The 23,777-nt window shown below is 59.2% G+C and carries 23 protein-coding genes; 15 read left to right on the forward strand and 8 right to left on the reverse strand.

What is annotated here, in order from left to right:
• The first annotated feature begins 383 nt into the window (after nt 1-383).
• Nucleotides 384-1,763 (forward strand): MFS transporter, encoded by a 1,380-nt coding sequence (locus JFT63_RS16485; protein WP_198844313.1) that lies wholly within the window; start codon nt 384-386, stop codon nt 1,761-1,763.
• Between the two features lie 58 nt (nt 1,764-1,821).
• Here the strand turns inward: JFT63_RS16485 and JFT63_RS16490 are convergent, their stop codons facing one another.
• From JFT63_RS16490 to flgA, 4 genes are all read right to left on the reverse strand, one after another.
• On the reverse strand, nt 1,822-2,571 hold the full coding sequence (locus JFT63_RS16490; RefSeq protein WP_057704670.1) for a flagellar brake protein: 750 nt from the start codon (nt 2,569-2,571) through the stop codon (nt 1,822-1,824).
• 96 nt (nt 2,572-2,667) lie between these two features.
• Nucleotides 2,668-3,138, reverse strand: coding sequence for a flagella synthesis protein FlgN (locus JFT63_RS16495; RefSeq protein WP_198844314.1), 471 nt, complete (start codon nt 3,136-3,138; stop codon nt 2,668-2,670).
• A gap of 48 nt (nt 3,139-3,186) precedes the next feature.
• Entirely contained in the window at nt 3,187-3,510 is a 324-nt protein-coding gene (flgM, locus tag JFT63_RS16500; RefSeq protein WP_057704673.1) for a flagellar biosynthesis anti-sigma factor FlgM, read from the reverse strand.
• 142 nt (nt 3,511-3,652) lie between these two features.
• Nucleotides 3,653-4,408, reverse strand: coding sequence for a flagellar basal body P-ring formation chaperone FlgA (flgA, locus tag JFT63_RS16505; protein WP_198844315.1), 756 nt, complete (start codon nt 4,406-4,408; stop codon nt 3,653-3,655).
• Nucleotides 4,409-4,482: 74 nt separating this feature from the next.
• On the opposite strand from flgA, the gene JFT63_RS16510 reads away from it, so the two are divergent.
• The 6 genes from JFT63_RS16510 (at nt 4,483) to flgE (ending at nt 9,538) form a co-directional block, all read left to right on the forward strand.
• On the forward strand, nt 4,483-5,415 hold the full coding sequence (locus tag JFT63_RS16510) for a chemotaxis protein CheV (protein WP_057704667.1): 933 nt from the start codon (nt 4,483-4,485) through the stop codon (nt 5,413-5,415).
• A 42-nt stretch (nt 5,416-5,457) separates the two neighbouring features.
• Nucleotides 5,458-6,285, forward strand: a complete 828-nt coding sequence (gene cheR / locus JFT63_RS16515; protein ID WP_005790588.1) for a protein-glutamate O-methyltransferase CheR — start codon at nt 5,458-5,460, stop codon at nt 6,283-6,285.
• A gap of 314 nt (nt 6,286-6,599) precedes the next feature.
• Nucleotides 6,600-7,007 carry a flagellar basal body rod protein FlgB gene (gene flgB / locus JFT63_RS16520; RefSeq protein WP_003193573.1) on the forward strand — a complete coding sequence of 136 codons (408 nt, stop codon included), beginning with the start codon at nt 6,600-6,602 and terminating at the stop codon, nt 7,005-7,007.
• Between the two features lie 3 nt (nt 7,008-7,010).
• A complete protein-coding gene (flgC, locus tag JFT63_RS16525; RefSeq protein WP_057704666.1) occupies nt 7,011-7,454 on the forward strand; it encodes a flagellar basal body rod protein FlgC in 444 nt (147 codons plus the stop codon).
• A 16-nt stretch (nt 7,455-7,470) separates the two neighbouring features.
• On the forward strand, nt 7,471-8,190 hold the full coding sequence (gene flgD / locus JFT63_RS16530; protein WP_198844316.1) for a flagellar hook assembly protein FlgD: 720 nt from the start codon (nt 7,471-7,473) through the stop codon (nt 8,188-8,190).
• Nucleotides 8,191-8,221: 31 nt separating this feature from the next.
• Entirely contained in the window at nt 8,222-9,538 is a 1,317-nt protein-coding gene (flgE, locus tag JFT63_RS16535) for a flagellar hook protein FlgE (RefSeq protein WP_057704664.1), read from the forward strand.
• Nucleotides 9,539-9,794: 256 nt separating this feature from the next.
• Here flgE and JFT63_RS16540 read toward each other — a convergent pair whose 3' ends face one another.
• Both JFT63_RS16540 and JFT63_RS16545 read right to left on the reverse strand, forming a co-directional pair.
• Nucleotides 9,795-12,689, reverse strand: a complete 2,895-nt coding sequence (locus JFT63_RS16540) for a ribonucleoside-diphosphate reductase subunit alpha (protein WP_003193565.1) — start codon at nt 12,687-12,689, stop codon at nt 9,795-9,797.
• A gap of 122 nt (nt 12,690-12,811) precedes the next feature.
• Entirely contained in the window at nt 12,812-12,955 is a 144-nt protein-coding gene (locus tag JFT63_RS16545; protein WP_157243957.1) for a hypothetical protein, read from the reverse strand.
• Nucleotides 12,956-13,549: 594 nt separating this feature from the next.
• Here JFT63_RS16545 and JFT63_RS16550 point away from each other — a divergent pair.
• A complete protein-coding gene (locus tag JFT63_RS16550) occupies nt 13,550-14,275 on the forward strand; it encodes a response regulator (protein ID WP_057704663.1) in 726 nt (241 codons plus the stop codon).
• The gene (locus tag JFT63_RS16555; protein WP_057704662.1) at nt 14,272-15,882 is read left to right on the forward strand and encodes an ATP-binding protein; all 1,611 of its coding nucleotides are present in this window, start codon (nt 14,272-14,274) and stop codon (nt 15,880-15,882) included. Before JFT63_RS16550 ends, JFT63_RS16555 begins: the two co-directional genes overlap by 4 nt.
• Before the next feature lie 104 nt (nt 15,883-15,986).
• Here JFT63_RS16555 and JFT63_RS16560 read toward each other — a convergent pair whose 3' ends face one another.
• Nucleotides 15,987-16,703, reverse strand: a complete 717-nt coding sequence (locus JFT63_RS16560; protein ID WP_198844317.1) for a 4'-phosphopantetheinyl transferase family protein — start codon at nt 16,701-16,703, stop codon at nt 15,987-15,989.
• 137 nt (nt 16,704-16,840) lie between these two features.
• Here JFT63_RS16560 and JFT63_RS16565 point away from each other — a divergent pair, with 137 nt between their 5' ends.
• Genes JFT63_RS16565 through JFT63_RS16575 form a run of 3 tightly spaced genes read left to right on the forward strand, consistent with a single transcriptional unit; the run spans nt 16,841 to nt 19,188 of the window.
• Nucleotides 16,841-17,149, forward strand: coding sequence for a hypothetical protein (locus JFT63_RS16565; protein WP_057704660.1), 309 nt, complete (start codon nt 16,841-16,843; stop codon nt 17,147-17,149).
• 18 nt (nt 17,150-17,167) lie between these two features.
• A complete protein-coding gene (locus tag JFT63_RS16570) occupies nt 17,168-17,845 on the forward strand; it encodes a response regulator (protein WP_057704659.1) in 678 nt (225 codons plus the stop codon).
• The gene (locus JFT63_RS16575; protein WP_057704658.1) at nt 17,842-19,188 is read left to right on the forward strand and encodes an ATP-binding protein; all 1,347 of its coding nucleotides are present in this window, start codon (nt 17,842-17,844) and stop codon (nt 19,186-19,188) included. The genes JFT63_RS16570 and JFT63_RS16575 overlap by 4 nt, the downstream gene beginning before the upstream one ends.
• Nucleotides 19,189-19,316: 128 nt before the next feature.
• Here JFT63_RS16575 and JFT63_RS16580 read toward each other — a convergent pair whose 3' ends face one another.
• Nucleotides 19,317-20,315 carry an AraC family transcriptional regulator gene (locus tag JFT63_RS16580; protein WP_198844318.1) on the reverse strand — a complete coding sequence of 333 codons (999 nt, stop codon included), beginning with the start codon at nt 20,313-20,315 and terminating at the stop codon, nt 19,317-19,319.
• Between the two features lie 338 nt (nt 20,316-20,653).
• Here JFT63_RS16580 and JFT63_RS16585 point away from each other — a divergent pair, with 338 nt between their 5' ends.
• The 3 genes from JFT63_RS16585 to JFT63_RS16595 all read left to right on the forward strand — a co-directional run bounded on the left by JFT63_RS16585 (nt 20,654) and on the right by JFT63_RS16595 (nt 23,697).
• Nucleotides 20,654-21,985, forward strand: coding sequence for a dicarboxylate/amino acid:cation symporter (locus JFT63_RS16585; protein WP_003189258.1), 1,332 nt, complete (start codon nt 20,654-20,656; stop codon nt 21,983-21,985).
• A gap of 141 nt (nt 21,986-22,126) precedes the next feature.
• Nucleotides 22,127-23,113, forward strand: coding sequence for an XdhC family protein (locus JFT63_RS16590; protein WP_186562628.1), 987 nt, complete (start codon nt 22,127-22,129; stop codon nt 23,111-23,113).
• Nucleotides 23,110-23,697 (forward strand): nucleotidyltransferase family protein, encoded by a 588-nt coding sequence (locus JFT63_RS16595; protein WP_186562630.1) that lies wholly within the window; start codon nt 23,110-23,112, stop codon nt 23,695-23,697. The genes JFT63_RS16590 and JFT63_RS16595 overlap by 4 nt, the downstream gene beginning before the upstream one ends.
• Nucleotides 23,698-23,777: the final 80 nt, after the last annotated feature.

Below are 23,777 nucleotides of genomic sequence, written 5' to 3' on the forward strand. Positions count from 1 at the left end.
GTGAAACGATGCATCGCCGATGGTAGTGTGGGGTTTCCCCATGTGAGAGTAGGTCATCGTCAAGATTAAATTCCGAAACCCCTGTTTGCTAACGCAAACAGGGGTTTTGTTTTGGGCGGTCGAAAAGTACAGCGCTCTTCAATATCCACAGCTTTTTGCAAAGCCTCAAAGATCAGTCGAACCTTGCAGCGCTTCAGGGTTCACAGCAGGGCGTCATGTATTTATCTCTATTCGTTGTGTACCTGCAGACACAGGTGCGACGTCTGAGCTCATATACAAAATAATCCCCGGAAACAGGCCACACCGCCTGTCCGGACCCGGCCACCCCGGACTATCATGCCGATAGCCCAATCCCTCACCGCAAGGAGCCGCTCGGAACGCCGATGCGCCAGATCTGGAAATCTTTTCGAGCCCTTTATTTCGCCTCTTTGATGATGCTGATTGGCTCCGGCCTGCTCAGTACTTACCTGGCCCTGCGCCTGGCGGCAGACAATGTCGACAGTTTGTGGGTTGGTGCGCTGATGGCCGCCAACTATTTTGGCTTGGTACTGGGCGGCAAGATCGGGCATCGCCTGATCGCACGCGTTGGGCATATTCGTGCCTACGCCACTTGCGCCGGGATCGTCGGCGCGGCAGTGCTGGGTCACGGTTTGGTTGACTGGTTACCCGCCTGGATCGTGTTACGGATAATCGTTGGCCTGGGAATGATGTGCCAGTACATGGTCATCGAAAGCTGGCTCAATGAGCAAGCAGATGCCAAGCAGCGTGGCGTGGTGTTCAGCGGCTACATGATCGCGTCCTACCTCGGGCTGGTGCTGGGGCAGTTGATCCTCGTAATGCATCCCCATCTTGGGCTTGAACTGCTGATGTTGGTCGCGCTGTGTTTTGCCTTGTGCCTGGTGCCGGTGGCCATGACCCGACGCATTCACCCCGCGCCCCTGCACCCCGCTCCGATGGAGCCCCGCTTCTTTATAAAGCGCGTACCACAGTCTCTCAGTACGGTGCTGGGCGCGGGGTTGATCGTGGGGTCGTTTTACGGTTTGGCGCCGCTCTACGCGTCTCAGCAGGGGCTGACGACTGAACAAGTCGGCTTGTTCATGGGTAGCTGCATTTTTGCCGGCTTGGTCGTTCAGTGGCCGCTGGGATGGTTATCGGACCGCTATGACCGTGCGCTATTGATTCGCTGCTTTGCGTTGTGCCTGGCAGTAACAGCATTGCCGCTGGCGATCATGACTCAAGTACCGCTGGAAGTGCTGTTTGTGGCGGGCTTCTTTTGTTCGCTGGTGCAGTTCTGCCTTTACCCGTTGGCTGTGGCTTTTTCCAACGATCATGTAGAAGGTGATCGTCGGGTTTCGCTGACGGCCATGTTGCTGGTGACCTACGGTATAGGCGCCAGTATTGGCCCATTGCTGGCGGGTGTGGTGATGAAGCTGTTCGGCAGCCAGATGCTCTACGCGTTTTTCAGTTTGTGCGCGTTGATCCTGGTATGGCGCATCCGTCCCAAAGCCGTGACTAACCTGCATCAGGTCGACGACGCCCCGCTGCATCACGTGGCGATGCCCGACAGCATGTCCAGTTCACCGCTGGTAGCAGCGCTCGATCCACGGGTGGACGAGCAAGTGGTACAGGAGCAGATGCAGGTCGCTGTCCCTGATCCGGAGCCCGAGTCAGAGCCCATAAATGATGAGCCGGCCAGTGATGAGCCGCAGGAGCCGGCAGATCCGGATGAACATCCCCATGACTTGAGCAGGGCGCGTCCCTGAAATAAAAACGGGCAGTTCCTATCAGGAACTGCCCGTTTTTTATTTCAGCGATCAAACCTTAAAGATCGTCGTCCTTATCGAAGCGCCGAGCCTCGCGCTGTAGCTGGTAGACAAAGCGTTCCACCTGGCGCTGTACCAAACCACTCATGTTGTGAAAACGCACGCCAGCAAAGGTCGTGTTGATCTTGTCTTCGAAGTGCAGGTAACGCAGTTCGACGGAGGTGGTCATACTGCCAAAGGGCAGGGCGGCGATAAAGCGGTCATAGACCTGGCCCAACTGCAGGCGCTCGGAGATGTCACCCTCAAAGCGTAATTTGCAGCCAGTGGCAGAAATGTCCAGAAGCTTGCCGCTGAGCGGTGCCTTGAGCTTCTCGCCGCCCAGTTCGATATTTACCAATTGCGCAAGTTTCAGCGCAGCGCGAAACGCATTGCGCCGCTGATGGTAAACCACCTCGTCGGGCATGCTGCCGCTATAGATGCGGTGACCATCTTTTTCGCTGACGCTCAGCGTGCCATTGCTTTCCCAGGCAACCCGTACACCCTCGTGGAAGCCTTCGATACGGAAGGGTTCGCCATTCTCAAGGTAGCGCTCACCGTCACGGGGGATCATTTCATCCAGGGCCAGCGTTTTGCTGTCCCGGTCAATATCTACCAAATAGCTCTGGAAGCGCTGGCTGCGTTCGTGGAAAGTGATGATCAGCGGATCATGGCTTTCTTGCAGCATCCGTAATGTGCTGGCGACTTCCAGAGGCGTGGTGAGCACCTTCGGTGGCTGCGGTGCATCTTCCGCATTAAGGGCGTTAAACACGGTTCTTCCATCTCCAGACAAAGTACGACTACACGCAAGAACCGGCATTTTGCCAGTATGTAGCGCTCCTTGGATAGGTCGCGCTGTAAACCGTTGTCAGGCTTGGCTGCGGGTGCCTGGCTTGACCAGGCGAGAGGTAGAGCCTTGGGCGTTGTACAGGGCCGGAGGCTCGCCGCCATGCAGTATGCGCAACTGGTTGGCGGTCGTGGCTTGCTGAAGCTGGATAGATTGACCGTTGAGCAGGTTGGCTTCCTGGCACTGGGTAAGCAACTGATTGAGTTCCTTGCTTTGGGCCAGTAATCGATCGCCGACTGAGGAGTGGCTGGCCAGTTGTGCCAGGCCGTCGTGGTCGGCAGGCAGGCCCAGGCTGATGAGTATCTGGCTGCGCGTCTTGCCGTGTTGTTCGAGCAACACAATCAGCGACTGCTTGCGTGCCAGTATTTCTTCGAGCAAAGGCATGTCCCGGCCGTACAGGGCCAGGGATTCTTCCTTGAGCAGCTCAAGCAACTGGTGCGTCGGCGCCAGATCATCAATGATCAGTTGAAGCAGATGTTCGTCGTGGTGCATGGCTGGCCTTGGGTTTTAAGCGTCCAAAAGCCCAGCGCAGGCTTTTGCCTAGCGCTCGGCTTCGAAGTTAAGCAGCTTGCTGGCTACACGGTTGCTGTCGACTTTGTAGCTACCGTCGGCGATGGCCTGTTTCAACTCGGCCACGCGGGCTTTATTGACAACGGGCTGGTCGCGCAGCGAGTCAGTGACCTTCTGCAATTGTTGAGCCTCATTGCTCAGGTGTACCGATTCCCCGCTTTGGCTGGCGCTGGGCTGCTCTGCCTTGGCGGGCAGCGGCTGGGGCTTGGCTTCTACGCTGTCCTTGGCACCGTTGGTGCGCGTATTGCCCGGCAAGGCCTGGGTGTTATTTAAACGACTGAAATCAATGACCATGGTGAAAAAACCTCTGGGTATTTGGACGCTTGCCATGTTTTCGGCCATACCCGGGCAAACTTTAGGCTCGATTGACAATAAACCTGTACCGCACGACATCCAACGCACAGTGTAGGAAAAGCCGGCCTGTGATTCCAGTAATCTATAAAGCCACTTCGACCTGACCCGGCGCCGTAACTCGCGCCTTGATCACACGATTGGAGTTGAGGTTCTTCACGCGAATCTGTTCGCTCATACCGCCGTTGGACAGTGCCTCGCCTGGCATCCTCACATTCAGCCCGCCACTGCTGGCCGAAATCACCACCTGATCACCCTTGCGAATCACTTCGGCCTGTTCCAGGTGAACCAGGGTAATAACTTGGTCGGTAACCATTGGTCGGGTGAGCCTCTGCCCGATAGCCTGATCCACCGAAGTCAGGTAGCCCTGGTTGATCAGGCTGATGTCGCGCTCGCGCAGGGCCACGTCCTCGTAGCCGATGATGCCGGTGCGTTTCAATGGCCGCGCGACCACTACCACATCGCGGAACAATTTCACCTGAGCCGGCACGAATACCGTCCACGGTGAGGCGCCTTCACAGCGAACTTTTACCGTTACGCGCCCGATGGGCTGGGCCGGGCTTTCCAGGGTGGCTGTCAATTCCTTGTCGCACATCGGCATGCGCAAGCGCGGGTCCAACTGGCTGACCTGGATTTCATAACGTCCCGGGGTCTGCGTGGTCGCCAGATAATCTTCTACAGTGAATTCAAGAAAGCCCTGGGTGACGCCGATAAGGAGATCAGGCAGCGTGACATTATCGGCGCGCGCGGTAGCGCCAAGGCTCAAAGCAAGCAGCGCCATCACGGCGCAGAGCAGCCTGCGGTGGCTAGGGCGTCGGGAAACTGTCGTTTTAATATCCATGTTTAATAAATAGCAAAGCTCGTGCCGTTTAGTGTTGGGTACGCGTCGTACCCCCAGGATTTAGGAGTCAGGGCATGGCAGGTGTAATGGATTCAGTAAACCAGCGCACACAGCTGGTAGGGCAGAATCGCCTGGAGTTGTTGCTTTTCCGCCTGGATGGCAAGCAGTTGTACGGCATCAACGTATTTAAAGTGCGGGAAGTGCTGCAATGCCCCAAGCTGACGATCATGCCCAAGTCCAGCCCGGTGGTGTGCGGCGTAGCCAACATCCGAGGCGCGACTATCCCCATTCTTGACCTGGCGATGGCCACGGGCTCGGCGGGTTTGCAAGACCGCGAGAACCCCTTTGTGATCATCACCGAGTACAACACCAAGACCCAGGGTTTCCTGGTGCGCTCGGTGGAGCGGATCGTCAATATGAACTGGGAAGAGATCCATCCGCCTCCCAAGGGCACGGGGCGCGATCACTACCTGACGGCGGTGACACGGGTCGATAACCAGTTGGTTGAAATCATCGACGTGGAGAAAATCCTCGCCGAAGTGGCACCGACGTCCGAAACCATCTCTGTGGGTGTGGTGGATGCCGAGACTGCGCACAAGGCGGTGTCCCTGCGCGTATTGACCGTGGATGACTCCTCGGTGGCGCGCAAGCAGGTCACACGCTGCCTGCAGACCGTCGGTGTAGACGTGGTGGCCCTCAATGATGGTCGCCAGGCCCTGGATTACCTGCGCAAGCTGGTGGACGAAGGCAAGAAGCCCGAAGAAGAATTCTTGATGATGATCTCTGACATCGAGATGCCGGAAATGGACGGCTACACGCTCACGGCCGAGATACGTAACGATCCACGCATGCAAAAACTGCATATCATCCTGCATACTTCGTTGTCGGGGGTATTCAATCAGGCAATGGTCAAGAAGGTCGGTGCTGATGACTTCCTGGCCAAATTCCGTCCTGATGACCTCGCATCCCGGGTAGTCGACCGGATCAAGGCAGCAGATCACGGCTAGGGGATTTCCCCCGGCGATCACACGATTTAAGAGGCGGCATCATTGTCTACGGGTAATTTGGATTTCGAACAGTTCCGGGTCTTCCTGGAAAAAGCCTGTGGCATATTGCTCGGTGAAAACAAGCAGTACCTGGTATCCAGCCGTCTCAACAAACTGATGGAACAGCAGGGCATCAAGTCCCTGGGTGAGTTGGTCCAGCGGATCCAGGGGCAGCCGCGCAGCGGGCTCAAGGAAATGGTGGTCGATGCAATGACCACCAACGAAACCCTGTGGTTTCGCGATACCTACCCCTTTGAAGTGCTCAAGAACAAAGTGCTGCCGGAAGCCATCAAGGCCAGCCCGGGCCAGCGCCTGCGCATCTGGTCGGCTGCCTGTTCCTCGGGCCAGGAACCCTACTCGATCTCGATGTCCATCGACGAGTTCGAGCGAACCAACATGGGCCAGTTGAAAGCCGGCGCGCAAATTGTCGCGACCGACTTGTCCGGCACCATGCTCACCAACTGCAAGACCGGTGAGTACGACAGCCTGGCCCTGGGCCGCGGTTTGTCCCAGGAGCGCCTGCAGCGTTATTTCGACCCCAAAGGCGCAGGGCGTTGGGCGATCAAGGCACCGATCAAGAATCGCGTCGAGTTTCGCTCGTTCAACCTGCTCGACAGCTACGCCAGCCTGGGCAAGTTCGACATGGTGTTCTGCCGCAACGTGCTGATCTATTTCTCGGCCGAAGTGAAGAAAGACATCCTGTTGCGCATCCACGGCACTCTCAAGCGCGGGGGTTACCTGTTCCTCGGTGCTTCCGAAGCCTTGAACGGTCTGCCGGATCACTACCAGATGGTGCAATGCAGCCCAGGAATCATCTACCAGGCCAAGTAGCTTGGGGTGTATGCAGTAAAACTGTGGGAGCCGGGCTTGCCCGCGATAGCGTTTTGTCAGTCGACGAATAGGTCGGCAGGCACTCCGCCATCGCAGGCAAGCCAGCTCCCACATTTGTTTTCTCGGCAAGCTGGCGTAAAGCGGCAAGTCCCATTGCCGCTTTAATGGCGCTACGCGGAAATCGCTTGCCGCTTTTCTGGCATAGTCACCGGCAACTCCCCTCGAAACCCTTGATATACGGGCTCCCGCAAGACTGGCACGCACCTTGCTATAACCCTGCTAACGAACAGCAGGTCAGCCTAAAGGTTTCCGCCATGAGCATCAGCTTCGATAAAGCGCTCGGTATCCATGAACAAGCCCTGGGCTTTCGCGCCCAGCGTGCCGAAGTCCTGGCCAATAACATTGCCAACGCCGATACCCCGAACTACAAGGCTCGGGACCTGGACTTCTCTGCCGTGCTCGCCGCACAGCAGGACAAGACCAAGAACGGCACCTTCGCCTTGAACATGACCAACAGCCGTCATATCGAAGCGCAAGGTTTGAGCAAGGGTGACGAGTCGTTGCTGTATCGCACGCCGATGCAGCCGTCGATCGACCAGAACACCGTCGATGCGCAGTTGGAGCAATCGAACTACGCCGAGAACTCGGTGAACTTCCAGGCCAGCTTTACCCTGCTCAACAGCAAATTCAAAGGGCTGATGTCAGCCCTGCGTGGAGAATAAGCCATGTCCCTGTCCAGTGTTTTCAATATTGCCGGCAGTGGCATGAGCGCGCAGACCACGCGTTTGAACACCGTCGCCAGTAACATCGCCAACGCCGAGACCGTCTCTTCGAGCATTGACCAGACTTACCGTGCCCGTCACCCGGTGTTCGCCACCATGTTTCAGGGTGGCCAGGCCGGCGGCGGCGATTCGTTGTTCCAGAACCAGGACGCAGCCGGCTCCGGCGTGCAGGTACTGGGTGTGGTCGAAGACCAGAGCAACCTGGAGGCCCGTTACGAGCCCAACCATCCAGCCGCGAACGAAAAGGGTTATGTCTACTACCCCAACGTCAACGTGGTTGAAGAGATGGCAGACATGATCTCTGCCAGTCGCTCGTTCCAGACCAATGCGGAAATGATGAACACCGCCAAGACCATGATGCAGAAGGTCCTGACCCTGGGTCAGTGATAAGGGGCGCCAAATAATGGCCATCGTTGATACGTCAAACAACACGGCAGTCCAGGACCTGTTCAATTCCAAGGTCAAGGACGCTTCGAACAATGTAGCGAATGTTTCCAAAGCGGCCACTGGCAACCAGGCGCTGGGCAAGGACGCATTCCTGCAGTTGCTGGTGACCCAGCTGAAAAACCAGAACCCGCTGTCGCCTCAGGACAACGGCGCGTTCGTGGCCCAACTTGCGCAGTTCAGCAGTCTGGAAGGCATCAACACCCTGAACGACTCGGTGAATAACATCTCCAGCAACTTCAGCTCTTCGCAGGCGTTGCAGGCTTCGTCGCTGGTGGGGCGGTCGATCATTATCCAGACCGACAAAGCCATGGTTGATACCAGCAAGAGCATGAACGGTTCGGTGGAGGTGCCATCGGCGGTGGGTAACGTTTCCATCAAGATCACCGACAAGGACGGCAACGTCGTGCGCACCGTGGATATGGGCGCACAAAGTGCCGGCAGCCAGAGCTTTATCTGGGATGGCAAGAACGACAAGGGTGAGGTCGCTCCAGCCGGCACCTACACCTTCAATGCCTCTACCAAGAACGACAAAGGCGACGCGGTGGCCCTGGCCACCTCGCTGCCGGCCACGGTCACCAGCGTGACCTTGAGCAAGACCGGCGGCGAAATGCTGCTCAACCTTGCAGGCGGCATGGGCAGCGCCAAGCTGTCGCAAATTCAGACTATCGGTACATAGAGCCGGCTAAATACGGCAGAGGGAGAGAAACATGTCTTTTAATATCGGCCTTAGCGGCCTCTATGCGGCCAACAAACAACTGGACGTGACCGGCAACAACATCGCCAACGTCGCGACCACTGGCTTCAAGTCATCCCGTGCGGAGTTCGCTGATATTTACGCAGCCTCCAAGCTGGGTACCGGCCAGAACACCATCGGCAACGGTGTGAACCTGGCGGCGGTGTCTCAGCAGTTCACCCAAGGCGACGTCAACGGTGGCGGCGGGATCCTCGACATGGCGATCCAGGGCGGCGGTTTCTTCGTGCAGAAGGGCAGCGACGGCTCGCTGGAGTACACCCGCAGCGGTGCTTTCCGTGCGGACAAGGACGGCTACATCACCAACAACACCGGCACTTCGCGTCTGCAGGGTTATGCCGCCGATGACAACGGCAAGATCGCCAAGGGTGGCCTGGTTGACCTGCAACTGAACCTGTCGAACCTGCCACCGAAGGCGTCCACCAAGGTGGACTCCTCCAGTAACCTGAACTCCTCGGAACCGGTGATCGACCAGACCAAGAAGCCGTTCGATCCCACCAAAACCGAGACCTTCACCACCCAGTACAGCACCACGTTGTACGACTCTCAGGGTAACGCCCACCCGATGGTGCAATACCTGGTGAAAACCGATGCCAACCAGTGGCAGTCCTACACCTTGATCGACGGCCGCAACCCTGACGGTTCCGCGCCTACCGGTACCGGTGCTGATGTGAAAGCGCCAGTGCCGTCGACGCTGGCCTTCGATGGTGCCGGTAATCTCAAGAGCATCATGACCGGCGGCGTGGCCGGCACGACCTTGACCATCAAGGATTGGGTACCCGGCACCGTGACTGACGGCGTGTGGAAGGCCAACGATGCTACGGCGAACGCGGATGGCATCGCCATCAACATGGCCAACATTACCCAGTACAACTCGGCCAGCTACCGTAACCCGCCGGTCACCGATGGTTACGCCACCGGCCAGATCACCGGCCTGAAGATTGATGGCAGCGGTGTGCTGTTCGCCACCTTCAGTAACCAGCAGAGCAAGGCCATTGGCCAGATCTCCCTGGCCAGCTTCAACAACGAGCAGGGCCTGCAACCAGCTGGCGGTACGACCTGGAAAGAAACCTTCGCATCGGGCCAGCCGGGTTACGACGCGCCGCAAGCTGGCACACTGGGCTCGATCAAGGCCTCCTCCCTGGAAGCTTCCAACGTCAACCTGACCAACGAGCTGGTGGACCTGATCAAGGCCCAGAGCAACTACCAGGCAAACGCAAAAACCATCTCCACCCAAAGCACCATCATGCAGACCATCATCCAGATGACCTGATAGGTTAGTGCTTCAAAATGTGGGAGGGGGCTTGCCCCCGATAGCGGTGTATCAGCCAAGTAGCCATTGACTGACACCACACTATCGGGAGCAAGCCCCCTCCCACATTTGTATCTGCTTCATGCTGCCAATCAGTTATTGATCGAGCAGCAGCGCAACAGGGGCTTTATGCCCGCCCAAGAAAAAGCCCCCGATACACCCTAGGTGTATCGGGGGCTTTTCTGCCTTGGGTGGTTAAACCCAGGGCAGGTTCAGCTTATTGGCAAGCTTCGCAATCCGGCTCGTCAATCGCGCAGGCTTTTGGCACTGGCGCCGGACCGGCCGGGGCAGCGAGAACCGAATCATCACCATGGTTGCCGCTGGAAACAGCGTTCAGCTTACCGGTGTTGATGGTCGACTTCTCGGTGCTGGTCGCGGCCAGGGCACGGAGGTAGTAAGTGGTTTTCAGGCCACGGTACCAAGCCATGCGGTAGGTCACATCCAGCTTCTTGCCCGAAGCGCCGGCGATGTACAGGTTCAGTGACTGAGCCTGGTCGATCCACTTCTGACGACGGCTGGCGGCGTCAACGATCCACTTGGTATCCACTTCGAAGGCTGTCGCGTAGAGCTCTTTGAGTTCTTGCGGGATGCGTTCGATCTGCTGTACGGAACCGTCGTAGTACTTCAGGTCGTTGATCATGACCGAGTCCCACAGGCCGCGAGCTTTCAGGTCGCGAACCAGGTACGGGTTGATCACGGTGAATTCGCCCGACAGGTTCGATTTCACATACAGGTTCTGGTAGGTCGGTTCGATCGACTGCGACACGCCAGTGATGTTGGCGATGGTGGCGGTCGGTGCGATGGCCATGATGTTGGAGTTACGAATACCTTTCTGCACACGGGCACGTACCGGTGCCCAGTCCAGGGTTTCGTTGAGGTCAACGTCGATGTACTTCTGGCCACGGGCTTCGATCAGGATCTGTTGCGAGTCCAGCGGCAGGATGCCTTTGGACCACAGCGAACCCTGGAACGTCTCGTAGGCGCCGCGCTCGTCGGCCAGGTCGCAGGAAGCCTGGATCGCGTAGTAGCTGACCGCTTCCATGGACTTGTCGGCGAACTCGACGGCTGCATCGGAACCGTAAGGAATGTGCTGCAGGTACAAGGCGTCCTGGAAGCCCATGATCCCCAGGCCAACCGGACGGTGCTTGAAGTTGGAGTTCTGCGCCTGTGGCACCGAGTAGTAGTTGATGTCGATCACGTTATCGAGCATGCGTACGGCGGTGTTGACGGTGCGTGCAAGCTTTACGGTGTCCAGCTTGCCGTTGACGATGTGGTTCGGCAGGTTGATCGAGCCCAGGTTGCAAACGGCGATCTCGTCCTTGTTGGTGTTCAAGGTGATTTCGGTGCACAGGTTCGAGCTGTGGACCACGCCCACGTGCTGCTGCGGGCTGCGCAGGTTGCATGGGTCCTTGAAGGTCAACCATGGGTGGCCGGTTTCGAACAGCATGGACAGCATTTTGCGCCACAGGTCTTTGGCCTGGATGGTCTTGAACAGCTTGACCTTGCCTGGGTACTCGGTGAGGGCTTCGTAGTACTCGTAGCGCTCTTCGAAGGCCTTGCCGGTCAGGTCGTGCAGGTCCGGCACTTCGGATGGCGAGAACAGGGTCCACTTGCCGTCATCGAAGACGCGCTTCATGAACAGGTCCGGGATCCAGTTGGCGGTGTTCATGTCGTGGGTACGACGACGGTCATCACCGGTGTTCTTGCGCAGCTCGATGAACTCTTCAATGTCCATGTGCCAGGTTTCCAGGTAGGCACATACAGCGCCTTTGCGCTTGCCACCCTGGTTCACGGCGACGGCGGTGTCGTTCACCACTTTCAGGAACGGTACAACGCCCTGGGACTTGCCGTTGGTGCCCTTGATGTACGAACCCAGTGCACGCACCGGGGTCCAGTCGTTGCCCAGGCCACCGGCGAATTTGGACAACATGGCGTTGTCGTGGATCGCGTGGTAGATGCCCGACAGGTCATCCGGCACGGTGGTCAGGTAGCAGCTCGACAGCTGTGGACGCAGGGTACCTGCGTTGAACAGGGTCGGAGTCGACGACATGTAGTCGAAGGACGACAGCAGGTTGTAGAACTCGATCGCACGGTCTTCCTTGTTCTTCTCTTCGATCGCCAGGCCCATGGCCACGCGCATGAAGAACACTTGCGGCAGTTCGAAGCGGATGCCGTCCTTGTGGATGAAGTAACGGTCGTACAGGGTTTGCAGACCCAGGTAGGTGAACTGCTGGTCGCGCTCGTGGTTGATCGCCTTGCCGAGTTTTTCCAGGTCGAAGGTGGCCAGGATCGGGTTCAGCAATTCGAATTCGATACCCTTGGCGATATAGGCCGGCAGGGCTTTGGCGTACAGGTCAGCCATCTCGTGGTGGGTGGCGCTGTCGGCGACTTTCAGGAAACCCAGGCCTTCGGCGCGCAGGGTGTCCATCAGCAGGCGCGCGGTCACGAACGAGTAGTTCGGCTCGCGTTCAACCAGGGTACGGGCGGTCATCACCAGCGCGGTGTTGACGTCGGTCAGGGCCACGCCGTCGTACAGGTTCTTCAGGGTTTCGCGCTGGATCAGGTCACCATCGACTTCTTCCAGACCTTCGCAGGCCTCGGTGATGATGGTGTTCAGGCGGCCCAGGTCCAACGGGGCAAAGCTGCCGTCAGCCAGGGTGATGCGGATCGACGGGTGCGCTTGTACGGCAGCTTCTTCGGCCGGGGAGCGTACGGCACGCTCCTTGGCGCGCGAATCGCGGTAGATCACGTAGTCGCGGGCCACTTTCTGCTCGCCGGCACGCATCAGGGCCAGTTCAACCTGGTCCTGGATTTCTTCGATATGGATGGTGCCGCCCGAAGGCATGCGACGCTTGAAGGTCGCGGTGACCTGTTCGGTCAGGCGGGCAACGGTGTCGTGGATGCGCGACGAAGCAGCAGCGGTGCCGCCTTCAACTGCAAGAAACGCTTTGGTGATAGCGACGGTGATTTTGTCATCGGTATAAGGAACGACAGTGCCGTTACGCTTGATCACACGCAGTTGGCCAGGTGCAGTGGCGGACAGATCCAGATTCGAATCAGCGGCCTGCGGCACGGAGCCTTGCGGGTTCTCGCGAGTTGTGTCGGTTTGCATGGGGGGTTGTCTCCACATTCTATATTTATTTGGGCACCATCAAGGTGCCCACCGTTCCGTCCTGAAGCACTTACAGCAGGCCTGGGCCTGGCATAACAACTTCGGGACAGGAGGAAGGGAGCTCATCGCGCCGCTTCCATGCCGAAGTCTTTTGGCTCGGGGCCGGGGAGCCCTTCGCCGTATTCCTGGTGGGTGACAGTGGCCTGGTTCAAGCCCTGCAACACCCGTACCGTCTTCTGCCAATCGGGCTGGAAAACGGCTGCCATCCGCGTGCGCGGTTTGGGCTTTGAAAAAATGCTTTGGTTCAACCAAACGTGAGCAAGAAAGCGCTTGAGTTTCTGGTCTGACTTGTGTTTGGTTTTTCGCTTAAAACCCTACATGTAGGGTTTTTTTAGCGCCGAGGTACAAGATAATGCGTTTTCGGGGGGTTAGCAACGCACTACCTGTGGATAACGCTGTGAGTAAAATGTGTATGAATCATGGAACACCCGTGTAGGCCGCATTACTACTGGATCACACCGTTTGTCACCGAATATTCCAAGGTACAAACCGCCGCTTGGAATTTTGAGGGCGCGAACCCTATCACAAAAAAACGCCATCACCGAATGGAATTCCCGGCTTGTGTTTAAGGGTTGGGCCATGGCTACAATCGGCCTTTGTTATGCCCTCAAAACATGACAAGCAGGCTATGCCTGCTGAAGATCAATATGTGGGAGCTGGCTTGCCTGCGATGGCGGTGTATCAGCCACCCACAGGCTCGCTGACCCACCGCCATCGCAGGCAAGCCAGCTCCCACACCGACCGTATTTCACATTCGATTGTGTCGGCCAGAAGAAATTCTAATAACAACGAGGTAGGGCATGGAGCAGGAAGCCTGGCAAATACTGATCATCGAGGATGACGAGCGACTCGCCGAGTTAACCCGTGAGTATCTGGAAAGCAACGGCCTGCGCGTTTCGGTGGAAAGCGATGGTGCAAGGGCCGCAGCGCGCATCATTGCCGAACAGCCAGACCTGGTAATCCTCGACCTGATGCTGCCCGGCGAAGATGGCCTGAGCATCTGTCGCAAAGTTCGCGAGCGTTATGAGGGCGTGATCCTGATGCTCACCGCGCGCACCGACGACATGGACCAGGTACAGGGCCTGGACATGGGCGCCGACGACTATGTGTGCAAGCCCGTGCGCCCGCGCCTGTTACTGGCGCGTATTCAGGCCCTATTGCGGCGCAGCGAGCCGGCGTTACCGGCAGCGGGGGAAAGCCAGCGCCGCCTGCAGTTCGGCCCGCTGGTGGTGGACAACGCGCTGCGCGAAGCCTGGCTGCACGATGGCGGGATCGAACTGACCAGCGCCGAATTCGACCTGCTGTGGCTATTGGTCGCGAATGCCGGGCGCATCCTGTCCCGGGAAGAAATCTTCATCGCCCTGCGCGGCATTGGCTACGACGGTCAGGACCGCTCCATTGATGTGCGCATCTCGCGCATTCGGCCGAAGATCGGCGACGACCCGATCCACCCACGCCTGATCAAGACCATCCGCAGCAAAGGCTACCTGTTCGTCCCCGAAGCCGCTGCCGACATGTCGCTGTGAACTCGATCTTCCTGCGCATCTACGGCGGCATGTGCGCGGCGCTGATCCTGGTGGCGTTGCTCGGCGCCCTGGCGTTGCACCTGCTCAACGACGTGCGCAGCGGCCAATACCGCGAGCGCCTGGCCCACGGCACCTTTGCCCTGATGGGCGATAACCTGCAATCGATGAACACCATCGAGCGGCTGCGTGCATTGGCAGTGTGGGAGCGCTTGCTGGGCATTCCACTGGAGCTGCGCACGTTCACAGAGGCGCAACTGGACCTTGGCCAGCGCAACCGCCTGCAACGCGGCCAGGTGCTGGTGGAACAGACCGGCCCTCATGCGGCGCGGGTACTGCGACTGGTCAGTGAACAGGAACAACTGGTGCTCACCGGTGAAGTACAGCAGATCAGCGAGCAATTGGCCCGTGCGACTATTTACCTGCTGGCCGACGAACTGGTGCGTTTTCCTGTGGCCGAGCAGCCGCAACGTCTGGCTGACATCAAACAGGCCAAGGGCTTTGGTTTTGAGATGCACTTGGTGGCCCTTGATCAGGCCGACATGGACGACGACCAGCGCCGTCGCGTAGCGGAAGGCGATACGGTGATGGCCCTGGGCAAGGGCGGCGATTCGATCCGCGTATTCGCCGGCATGGTCGGTACGCCGTGGGTGCTGGAAATCGGTCCGCTCTATCAAATGAACCCGTACCCGGCGCAGTGGCTGATTCTGATCACCTTGATCGGCCTGACCCTGATCGGTTTAATCGTCTATTTACTGGTGCGCCAGCTGGAGCGTCGGCTCAAAGGTCTGGAGGCGGCCGCGACGCGTATCGCCAAGGGCAACCTGGAAGTGCGCGTACCGGCCCGGGGTGCCGACTCGGTGGGGCGCCTGGCGGCCGCGTTCAATGGCATGGCCGAACACCTGCAGCAATTGCTGGCGATTCAGCGCGAACTGGTGCGTGCGGTGTCCCACGAACTGCGCACGCCGGTAGCGCGCCTGCGCTTTGGTCTGGAGATGATTGGCGACGCTGCCACTCCCGAGGCACGGCGTAAATACCTGGAAGGCATGGATGGCGATATCCAGGACCTCGATGGCCTGGTGGATGAAATGCTCACCTATGCGCGTCTGGAGCAGGGCGCGCCGGAGTTGAATTTCCAGCGCGTGGATCTCGATGCGCTGCTTGATCAAGTCATCGGCGAATTGTCGCCACTGCGCCCGCAGGTGGCCGTGACTCGCGGTGTTTGCCTGTCATCGGCCCACTGGGAAGACGCGTGGGTCGACGCTGAGCCGCGTTACCTGCACCGCGCCTTGCAAAACCTGGTGAGTAACGCCATGCGCCACGCCAAAGGCCAGGTGCTGATCAGTTACCAGGTTGGACAACTGCGTTGCCGCATCGATGTAGAGGACGATGGTCCCGGCGTGCCGGAGAGCGCCTGGGAGCGAATTTTCACACCGTTCCTGCGCCTGGACGACAGCCGTACCCGCGCCTCGGGTGGTCATGGCCTGGGCCTGTCGATTGTGCGGCGGATCATCTATTGGCATGGCGGGCGGGCGTTGATCAGCAAGAGCAACAATTTGGGCGGGGCGTGCTTCAGCCTGAGCTGGCCAAGGGATCAAGACAAACCCTGACACCCTGACTGTAGGAGCGAGCTCGCTCGCGAAAAACGTCAACGATAACGCGTGCTTCCTGAATAAACGCGGCGCCTGTGAGTTTTTCGCGAGCAAGCTCGCTCCTATCTTGCGATAGCCACCAGGCTCAACAACTGCTCCCCTTGCACCACAAACTGCCCTTCAAGCTCTTTGCCATGGTTCCATTCTTCAGAAAGGTCCGTGAGCAACCGCAGCCGCACATCCCCAGCCTGCGACCACCCCAACACCTCGGCATGTTCAAAGTAAAAACGCTTTTGCACGATGGGGTAGAGCGCCTTGAACAGACTCTCCTTGACCGAAAACGTCAGGGTCACCAACAACCCATGCAGCTCACGCGGTATGGCCGCCATGCGCTGCAACTCATCGGCTGTCAGAATTTCCCCGGCCAAACGCTCCGCCCGCTCAAGTGTCAGCACATTCTCCAGATCCATGCCCAACCCGTGCCACTGCGCCTTGTGCCCGACAATGGCCGCGGCATGCCCGGTGCTGTGGGTGATGGAACCACTGATATGCCCAGGCCAGACCGGCGCGCGATCTTCACCGATGGCCGGGATGCAGTTGAGGTTATCCAGTCGTTGCAGCGCTTCGCGGGCGCACAGGCGCCCGGCGAGAAACTCCGCCTGGCGCTTGGCAACCGAGCGCTGGATGCTCGCCGGCGGCGGCACGGCGCTGCGTTGGAAATCGCCGGCGTCCAATAAGGCTGGATCGAATCGGGTGCTCAAAAACACCGTGCCGGGTAAGGCAACCGGCAGCGGCCAATGGGCATCCAGCGGGGTGCAGCAAGAGGGTAGGGGCGTCATGCGCGGTATTTTGCCCAGTTGATGGGCCAGTGGATAGTCCGGCGCGGTTCAGGTGTGGTTAAGAGCCTGTTCAGGGGGAGTTCAGGGGCCCCTGCGTACTCTGGACCTCACAGCCAAACGCGTATGAGGTAACTACCATGACTGCGATCAAGAAGCTGATGTTGGCGTTAACCATGCTCGGTGCCACTGCCGGCGTGCAGGCCAGTGATGGCGCCTTTGCGGCATTTGGCGGCGAGAAACCCAGGAAGTCCGGCAACCTGATCCATCGTGTCAGCTTCGAAGACGTCAACACCCAGGCCGCGCCGTGGGGCCAGGCCCTGGGCGTTACCGCTGCGCAAACCGACTATCGCAGCGGCTACACACACCTGACGGGTCAGTACAATGGCATTAAACTGCGCCCGCAAGACTTGCAGGGCCGCTATGATATCCCTCTGTCGGACAGTTGAATTGCCTTGGAGAGCCTTATGAAATTGCTGGTGGTGGAAGATGAGGCGCTGCTGCGTCATCACCTGTTTACCCGCCTGACTGACAGCGGGCATGTGGTCGAAGCCGTGGCCAATGCCGAGGAAGCCCTGTACCAGACCGGCCAGTTCAACCATGACCTGGCGATCGTCGACCTTGGCCTGCCGGGCATGGGCGGCCTGGACCTGATCCGCCAACTGCGTACCCAGGCCAAGACCTTTCCGATCCTGATCCTGACCGCCCGTGGCAACTGGCAGGACAAGGTCGAAGGCTTGGCGGCAGGTGCTGACGACTATGTGGTCAAACCCTTCCAGTTCGAAGAGCTGGAGGCGCGTATGAATGCCTTGCTGCGCCGCTCCAGCGGCTTTACCCAGTCCACCATTACCGCCGGGCCCTTGCTGCTGGACCTTAACCGCAAACAGGCCTCCCTGGATGAACAGCCGCTGGCGTTGACCGCCTATGAGTATCGGATCCTTGAGTACTTGATGCGCCATCATCAACAGGTGGTGGCCAAGGACCGCTTGATGGAGCAGCTCTACCCCGATGACGACGAGCGCGACCCAAACGTGATCGAAGTGCTGGTCGGCCGTCTGCGCCGCAAGCTGGAAGGCCCTGCCGGGTTCAAGCCAATCGATACCGTGCGCGGCTTGGGTTACCTGTTCAATGAGCGCTGCCGTTGATTCGCTCGCTACGTGTGCGCCTGATGCTGGCGGCCGCCACCCTGGCCGTGCTGTTTATGCTCGGCTTGTTGCCGGCCATGCAAGGCGCCTTCAGCCTGGCGTTGCAGGATTCCATCGAGCAGCGTCTGGCGTCGGATGTGACCACCCTGATTTCTGCGGCGCGGGTGGAAAATAACCGCCTGCTGATGCCGGCGCAGTTGCCCGACGAGCGTTTCAACCTTACCGACAGCCGCCTGCTCGGCTATATCTACGACCGCGAAGGCCATCTGGTGTGGCGTTCGCGGGCGACCCAGGAAGAAAACATCAACTACAAACCGCGCTACGACGGGCGCGGTAATGAATTTGCGCGCATCCGCGAGGCCAATGGCCAGGAATTCTTCGTGTATGACGTTGAGGTCAGGCTGCTGGGGGGCAAGAGCGCCGCGTTCAGCATTGTCGCGCTGCAACCGGTGCGTGAGTACCAGCTAACCCTCGAAGGCTTGCGCGAGAACCTCTACCTCGGGTTCGGCGCAGCCCTGCTGGTGCTGTTGACGCTGCTGTGGCTGGGCCTGACCTGGGGCTTGCAAGCCCTGCGGCGCCTGAGCCAGGAACTTGACCAGATCGAAGGCGGTACCCGCGAAAGCCTCAGCGAAGAACACCCCCGCGAACTGTTGCGCCTGACCGGCTCCCTCAACCGTTTGCTGCACAGCGAGCGCGAACAGCGTGCGCGCTACCGTGACTCCCTCGATGACTTGGCCCACAGCTTGAAAACTCCGCTGGCAGTCTTGCAGGGCGTGAGCGAAGACATGGCCCAGCGTCCCGAAGAGCGCAGCCAGGCGTGGGTATTGCAATCGCAGATCGAACGCATGAGCCAGCAGATCGGCTACCAATTGCAGCGTGCCAGCCTGCGTAAAAGCGGGCTGGTGCGCCACCAGGTACGCCTGGAGCCCGTGCTGCAAAGCCTGTGCGATACATTGGAGAAGGTTTACCGCGACAAGCGTGTCACCGTGACCTTTGATCTACCGCCGGCGTGCGACGTGCCCATCGAAAAAGGCGCGCTGCTCGAAATGCTCGGCAACCTGCTGGAAAACGCCTATCGCCTGTGCCTCAAGCAAGTGCGTATCAGCCTGGTGGAAAACCTGGACGGCCTTGAGCTGTGTATCGAAGACGATGGCCCAGGCGTGCCACCGGACCAGCGCGCACGAATCCTGCAACGCGGCGAACGGCTAGATCGCCAGCACCCCGGGCAGGGCATCGGCCTGGCAGTGGTCAAGGACATCATCGAAAGCTATCACGCGCGATTGACGTTGGGGGATTCAGCGTTGGGTGGAGCGGCGTTCAGGATTCACTTTCCTGCCTTGTGATCTGCAGTGGCCTCATCGCAGGCAAGCCAGCTCCCACATTTGAATGTATTCACACATCCAATTGTATAAACCCGATCAACTGTGGGAGCTGGCTTGCCTGCGATGAGGCCCTCCCAGCAAATACACCTCTAACTCTCCTGCGCTCTGTAGGCCCCCGGCGTCAACCCCGTCCACTTCTTGAACGCCCGATGAAACGCCGACGGTTCGGAGAACCCCAACTGTTCGGCAATTTCCTGCAAGGACAAATCCGCCCGCCCCAGGTGATAGATGGCGATGTCGCGCCGTAACTCATCCTTAAGTGCCTGAAAACTGCTGCCTTCTTCGCGCAGGTGCCGGCGCAGGGTTTGTGGGCTGATGTGCAAATGCTGGGCGACCGCTTCCAGGTCTGGCCAGGGTGTGCGGTCGCGACTGAGCAAACGCCGCAACTGGCTGCTCAGGCTGTCGCCTTCATCGGGCCGGGACAGCAAGTCGGCCGGGGAGCGCTGCAAAAAGTGTTTGAGGGTGCGTTCATCCTGCAACAGCGGCAGGCTCAGGTAGCGGCTGGGGAACACCAGGCTGCTGGTCGGTGCACCGAACACCTGGGGGCAGGGGAACAGCAGGTCGTATTCACCGGCATGGGCCGGCATCGGGTAACTGAAGCTGGCCTGTTGCAGCCGGATTCGCTGGCCGATCAACCAACTGCCCAGGCGGTGCCAGATCACCAGCAGGCATTCACTGAGAAAGTGATCCGGGTCCCATAGCTGTGAGTCATCCAGGCTCAGCCGCGCCATATCGCCTTCTTTCGTCAGCTGCCAGCGCGGGCCCTGTGGGAATAAGCTATAAAACAGTAAGCCCCGTTCCAGAGCCTTCTCCAGGGTGCGGCAGTGGATCAGGGCGTGGCACATCATGGCGAAGGTGCCGCGTTTGCTCGGGCCTTCGGCGAACCCCAGGTATTCGTCATCCAGCCCCAACCAAAGCATTTGCAACAAGCGCGTAAATTGCTCCGGAGCGATACGGGCGCGGGGTTCGGTCAGCAGTTCGGGGGTGATGCCTACCTGCTGCAACAGCCCCGAGTAGTCGTAACCCATGCGACGCGCGCCGCCGAGAGCGGCTCGGGCGTAGTGACTGGCGATGGTACGTTCACGCATGAAAGGGCCTCATCCATGGAGTGGCGGATGGTAGTCAGCCCCCGGCGCGGCGGCAAGGCGGATATCCGCCAAATTGTAGGACGAGACGGGATGGGTGGGCGGAAATCCGCCACCTTGCTCTACGCCTCAAGCGCGTCAATCCACGCCAAGCCCTGATGTCCAAGGGCCTTCACGGTGTTTAAGCAAAGTGGCACGTTGTTTGCGATAAGGATTACAGCGCAGGTTTGTTCCTACAGGCTTCGCAAACAACAAATCCCTCCAGTGCAGGAGGGTTCGCAATTCAAGTGCCGTGGGCAATGGCGGATATTTGCCACACGGGACGATTGAGGAACTTTGCAATGACGACTCGTCAGCCAATTTACAAATCCCTGTATTTCCAGGTGATCGTTGCAATCGTTATCGGTATTTTGCTCGGCCACTTTTACCCGCAGACCGGCGTGGCCCTCAAGCCACTGGGTGACGGCTTTATCAAGCTGATCAAAATGGTCATCGCCCCGATCATCTTCTGCACCGTTGTCAGCGGTATCGCTGGCATGCAAAGCATGAAATCGGTCGGCAAAACCGGTGGCTACGCGCTGCTGTACTTCGAAATCGTGTCCACCATCGCCTTGCTGATCGGCCTGGTCGTGGTCAACGTCGTGCAACCGGGCGCCGGCATGCACATCGACGTCGCCACCCTGGACGCTTCCAAAGTGGCGGCCTACGTCACCGCCGGTAAAGACCAGAGCATCGTCGGCTTTATCCTCAACGTCATCCCGAACACCATCGTCGGCGCCTTCGCCAACGGCGACATTCTGCAAGTGCTGATGTTCTCGGTGATCTTCGGTTTCGCCCTGCACCGTCTGGGTGCCTACGGCAAGCCGGTGCTGGACTTCATCGATCGCTTCGCCCACGTGATGTTCAACATTATCAACATGATCATGAAGCTGGCGCCAATTGGTGCCCTGGGCGCCATGGCGTTCACCATCGGTGCCTACGGTGTGGGTTCGCTGGTGCAACTGGGCCAGTTGATGATCTGCTTCTACATCACCTGCATCCTGTTCGTGGTGCTGGTGCTGGGCGCCATCTGCCGCGCTCACGGTTTCAGCGTGTTGAAACTGATCCGCTACATCCGTGAAGAGCTGCTGATCGTACTGGGTACTTCGTCTTCCGAATCCGCACTGCCGCGTATGTTGATCAAGATGGAGCGCCTGGGTGCGAAGAAGTCCGTCGTTGGCCTGGTGATCCCAACCGGTTACTCCTTCAACCTTGACGGTACGTCGATCTACCTGACCATGGCCGCCGTGTTCATCGCTCAGGCGACCGACACCCACATGGACATCACCCACCAGATCACCCTGCTGCTGGTGCTGCTGCTGTCCTCCAAAGGCGCAGCCGGTGTGACGGGTTCGGGCTTTATCGTCCTGGCTGCCACCCTGTCGGCTGTCGGCCACCTGCCGGTTGCCGGCCTGGCGCTGATCCTGGGTATCGACCGCTTCATGTCTGAAGCCCGTGCCCTGACCAACCTGGTGGGTAACGCCGTTGCCACCATCGTCGTGGCCAAGTGGGTCAAGGAGCTGGACACCGACAAGCTGCAAAGCGAGTTGGCATCCGGTGGTACCGGTATCTCCGAAACCCGCGAGCTCGATGATCTGGGTGTGGCCGAAGGCCCTGCTCCTGTGGTCAAGTAAGCCGCTGATGGCGTGATCTGACGCTTAGGCAATCGACAAACGCCCCGACTGGTTCGGGGCGTTTGCGTTTGTGCGCGGCCACTTTTTGATTATTTTGCTTTACAGTAAACGACGATTTTTCAACGCTGGCAGGAAGGTTTGATGGACAGTGTGGATTTGAATGTCCTGCGTAGCGTTCTGGAATGGCGCCGCGCCGGGCAGCGCGTGGTGTTGTACAGCGTGGTACAGACCTGGGGCAGCGCGCCGCGTCCTCCCGGGGCGATGCTGGCCTTGCGTGGCGACGGGGTGGTCATTGGTTCCGTGTCCGGAGGCTGCATCGAAGATGACTTGATCGCACGCCTGCAAGACGGGCGGCTGGCGGACGATGGGCCACCGGTGCAATTGGTGACCTACGGCGTCACCCGCGACGAAGCGGCACGTTTTGGCTTGCCATGTGGCGGCACACTGCGCCTGACCGAAGAGCGAGTGGATGACTGGGCCTGGGTCGAGCAACTGCTGGCGCGCTGTGAAGACCACCAGGTCGTCGCGCGTGAGTTGGAGCTGGCCACGGGTGCGGTAACCCTGAGCGCCGCGAGCAAAACCGATGTGGTGAGCTTCGACGGCGAACGCCTGCGCGCCATTTATGGTCCGCGCTGGCGACTGCTGCTGATCGGTGCCGGGCAGCTGTCGCGCTACGTCGCCGAAATGGCGCGTTTACTGGATTTCGAAGTGCTGATCTGCGACCCCCGCGAAGAGTTCGTCTACGGCTGGGAAGAGCAACACGGCCGCTTTGTGCCGGGTATGCCCGACGAGGCCGTGTTGAACATCCACACCGATGAGCGCACCGCCATCGTGTGCCTGACCCACGATCCGCGTTTGGATGATATGGCACTGCTGACGGCGCTGAACTCCACTGCGTTCTACATCGGCGCCCTGGGGTCGCGGGTCAATACCCAGAAGCGCCGCGAGAACCTGGCGGCGCTGGGCTTGTCGGCAGATGCGATTGCGCGCTTGCACGGGCCGATTGGTTTGCATATCGGCAGCCATACACCGGCGGAGATTGCCCTGTCGTTGATGGCGGAAATTGTCGCGATCAAGAACGGCGTGGCACCGATGCAGAAAAAGCCCCTGGCGGTAGCGGCGCAGTGACCGTCACGGCGATTGTGCTGGCAGCAGGGCAGGGCAGTCGTTTCCGCGCCGAAGCCGGGGCTGATCAAGACAAGTTACTGGCCGCTTGCACGGGGTTGGATGGTGTGACGAGAGCGGTTATCGAGCAGGTGCTGGTTAACCTGCCCGCGACGCTGGTTGAGCGCTGGGTCGTGACCTCACCGGAGCGCCTTGAGGTGATTCGGTTAGCTCAAGCGCACGGTTGCAAGGTCCTGCTGTTGGAATCGGCCGGCATGGGCGACAGCATTGCCGCAGCCGTTGCGGCCAGCACCTCGGCGGATGGCTGGCTGGTGGTGCTGGGTGATATGCCGTTTATTCGATCCGCGACGATCGAGCGTGTGCTGGCCGATCCAGGAGGCATCACTGTGCCGGTGCACGCCGGGCAGTATGGGCATCCGGTGGCTTTCGGTCGTGTATGTGGGCCTGCATTGATGGCGTTGACCGGGGACCGTGGCGCGAAGCCTTTGTTTGCACAAGCCCAAGTGCGGAGCGTGCAGGTGGATGATCCTGGGGTGCTATGGGATGTGGACGTGCCGCAACGGTTGAGTTTCAGCGTCGAGCGCTAATACCTCCCGCACTTGTACAGCCGTGTGTTCGAATCTTTTGCAAAAAAAAGCCCCGCCTGATTGCTCAGGCGGGGCTTTTT

It is taken from the genome of Pseudomonas sp. MF7453 (assembly GCF_016405455.1).
GTDB classification, from domain to species: domain Bacteria; phylum Pseudomonadota; class Gammaproteobacteria; order Pseudomonadales; family Pseudomonadaceae; genus Aquipseudomonas; species Aquipseudomonas paralactis.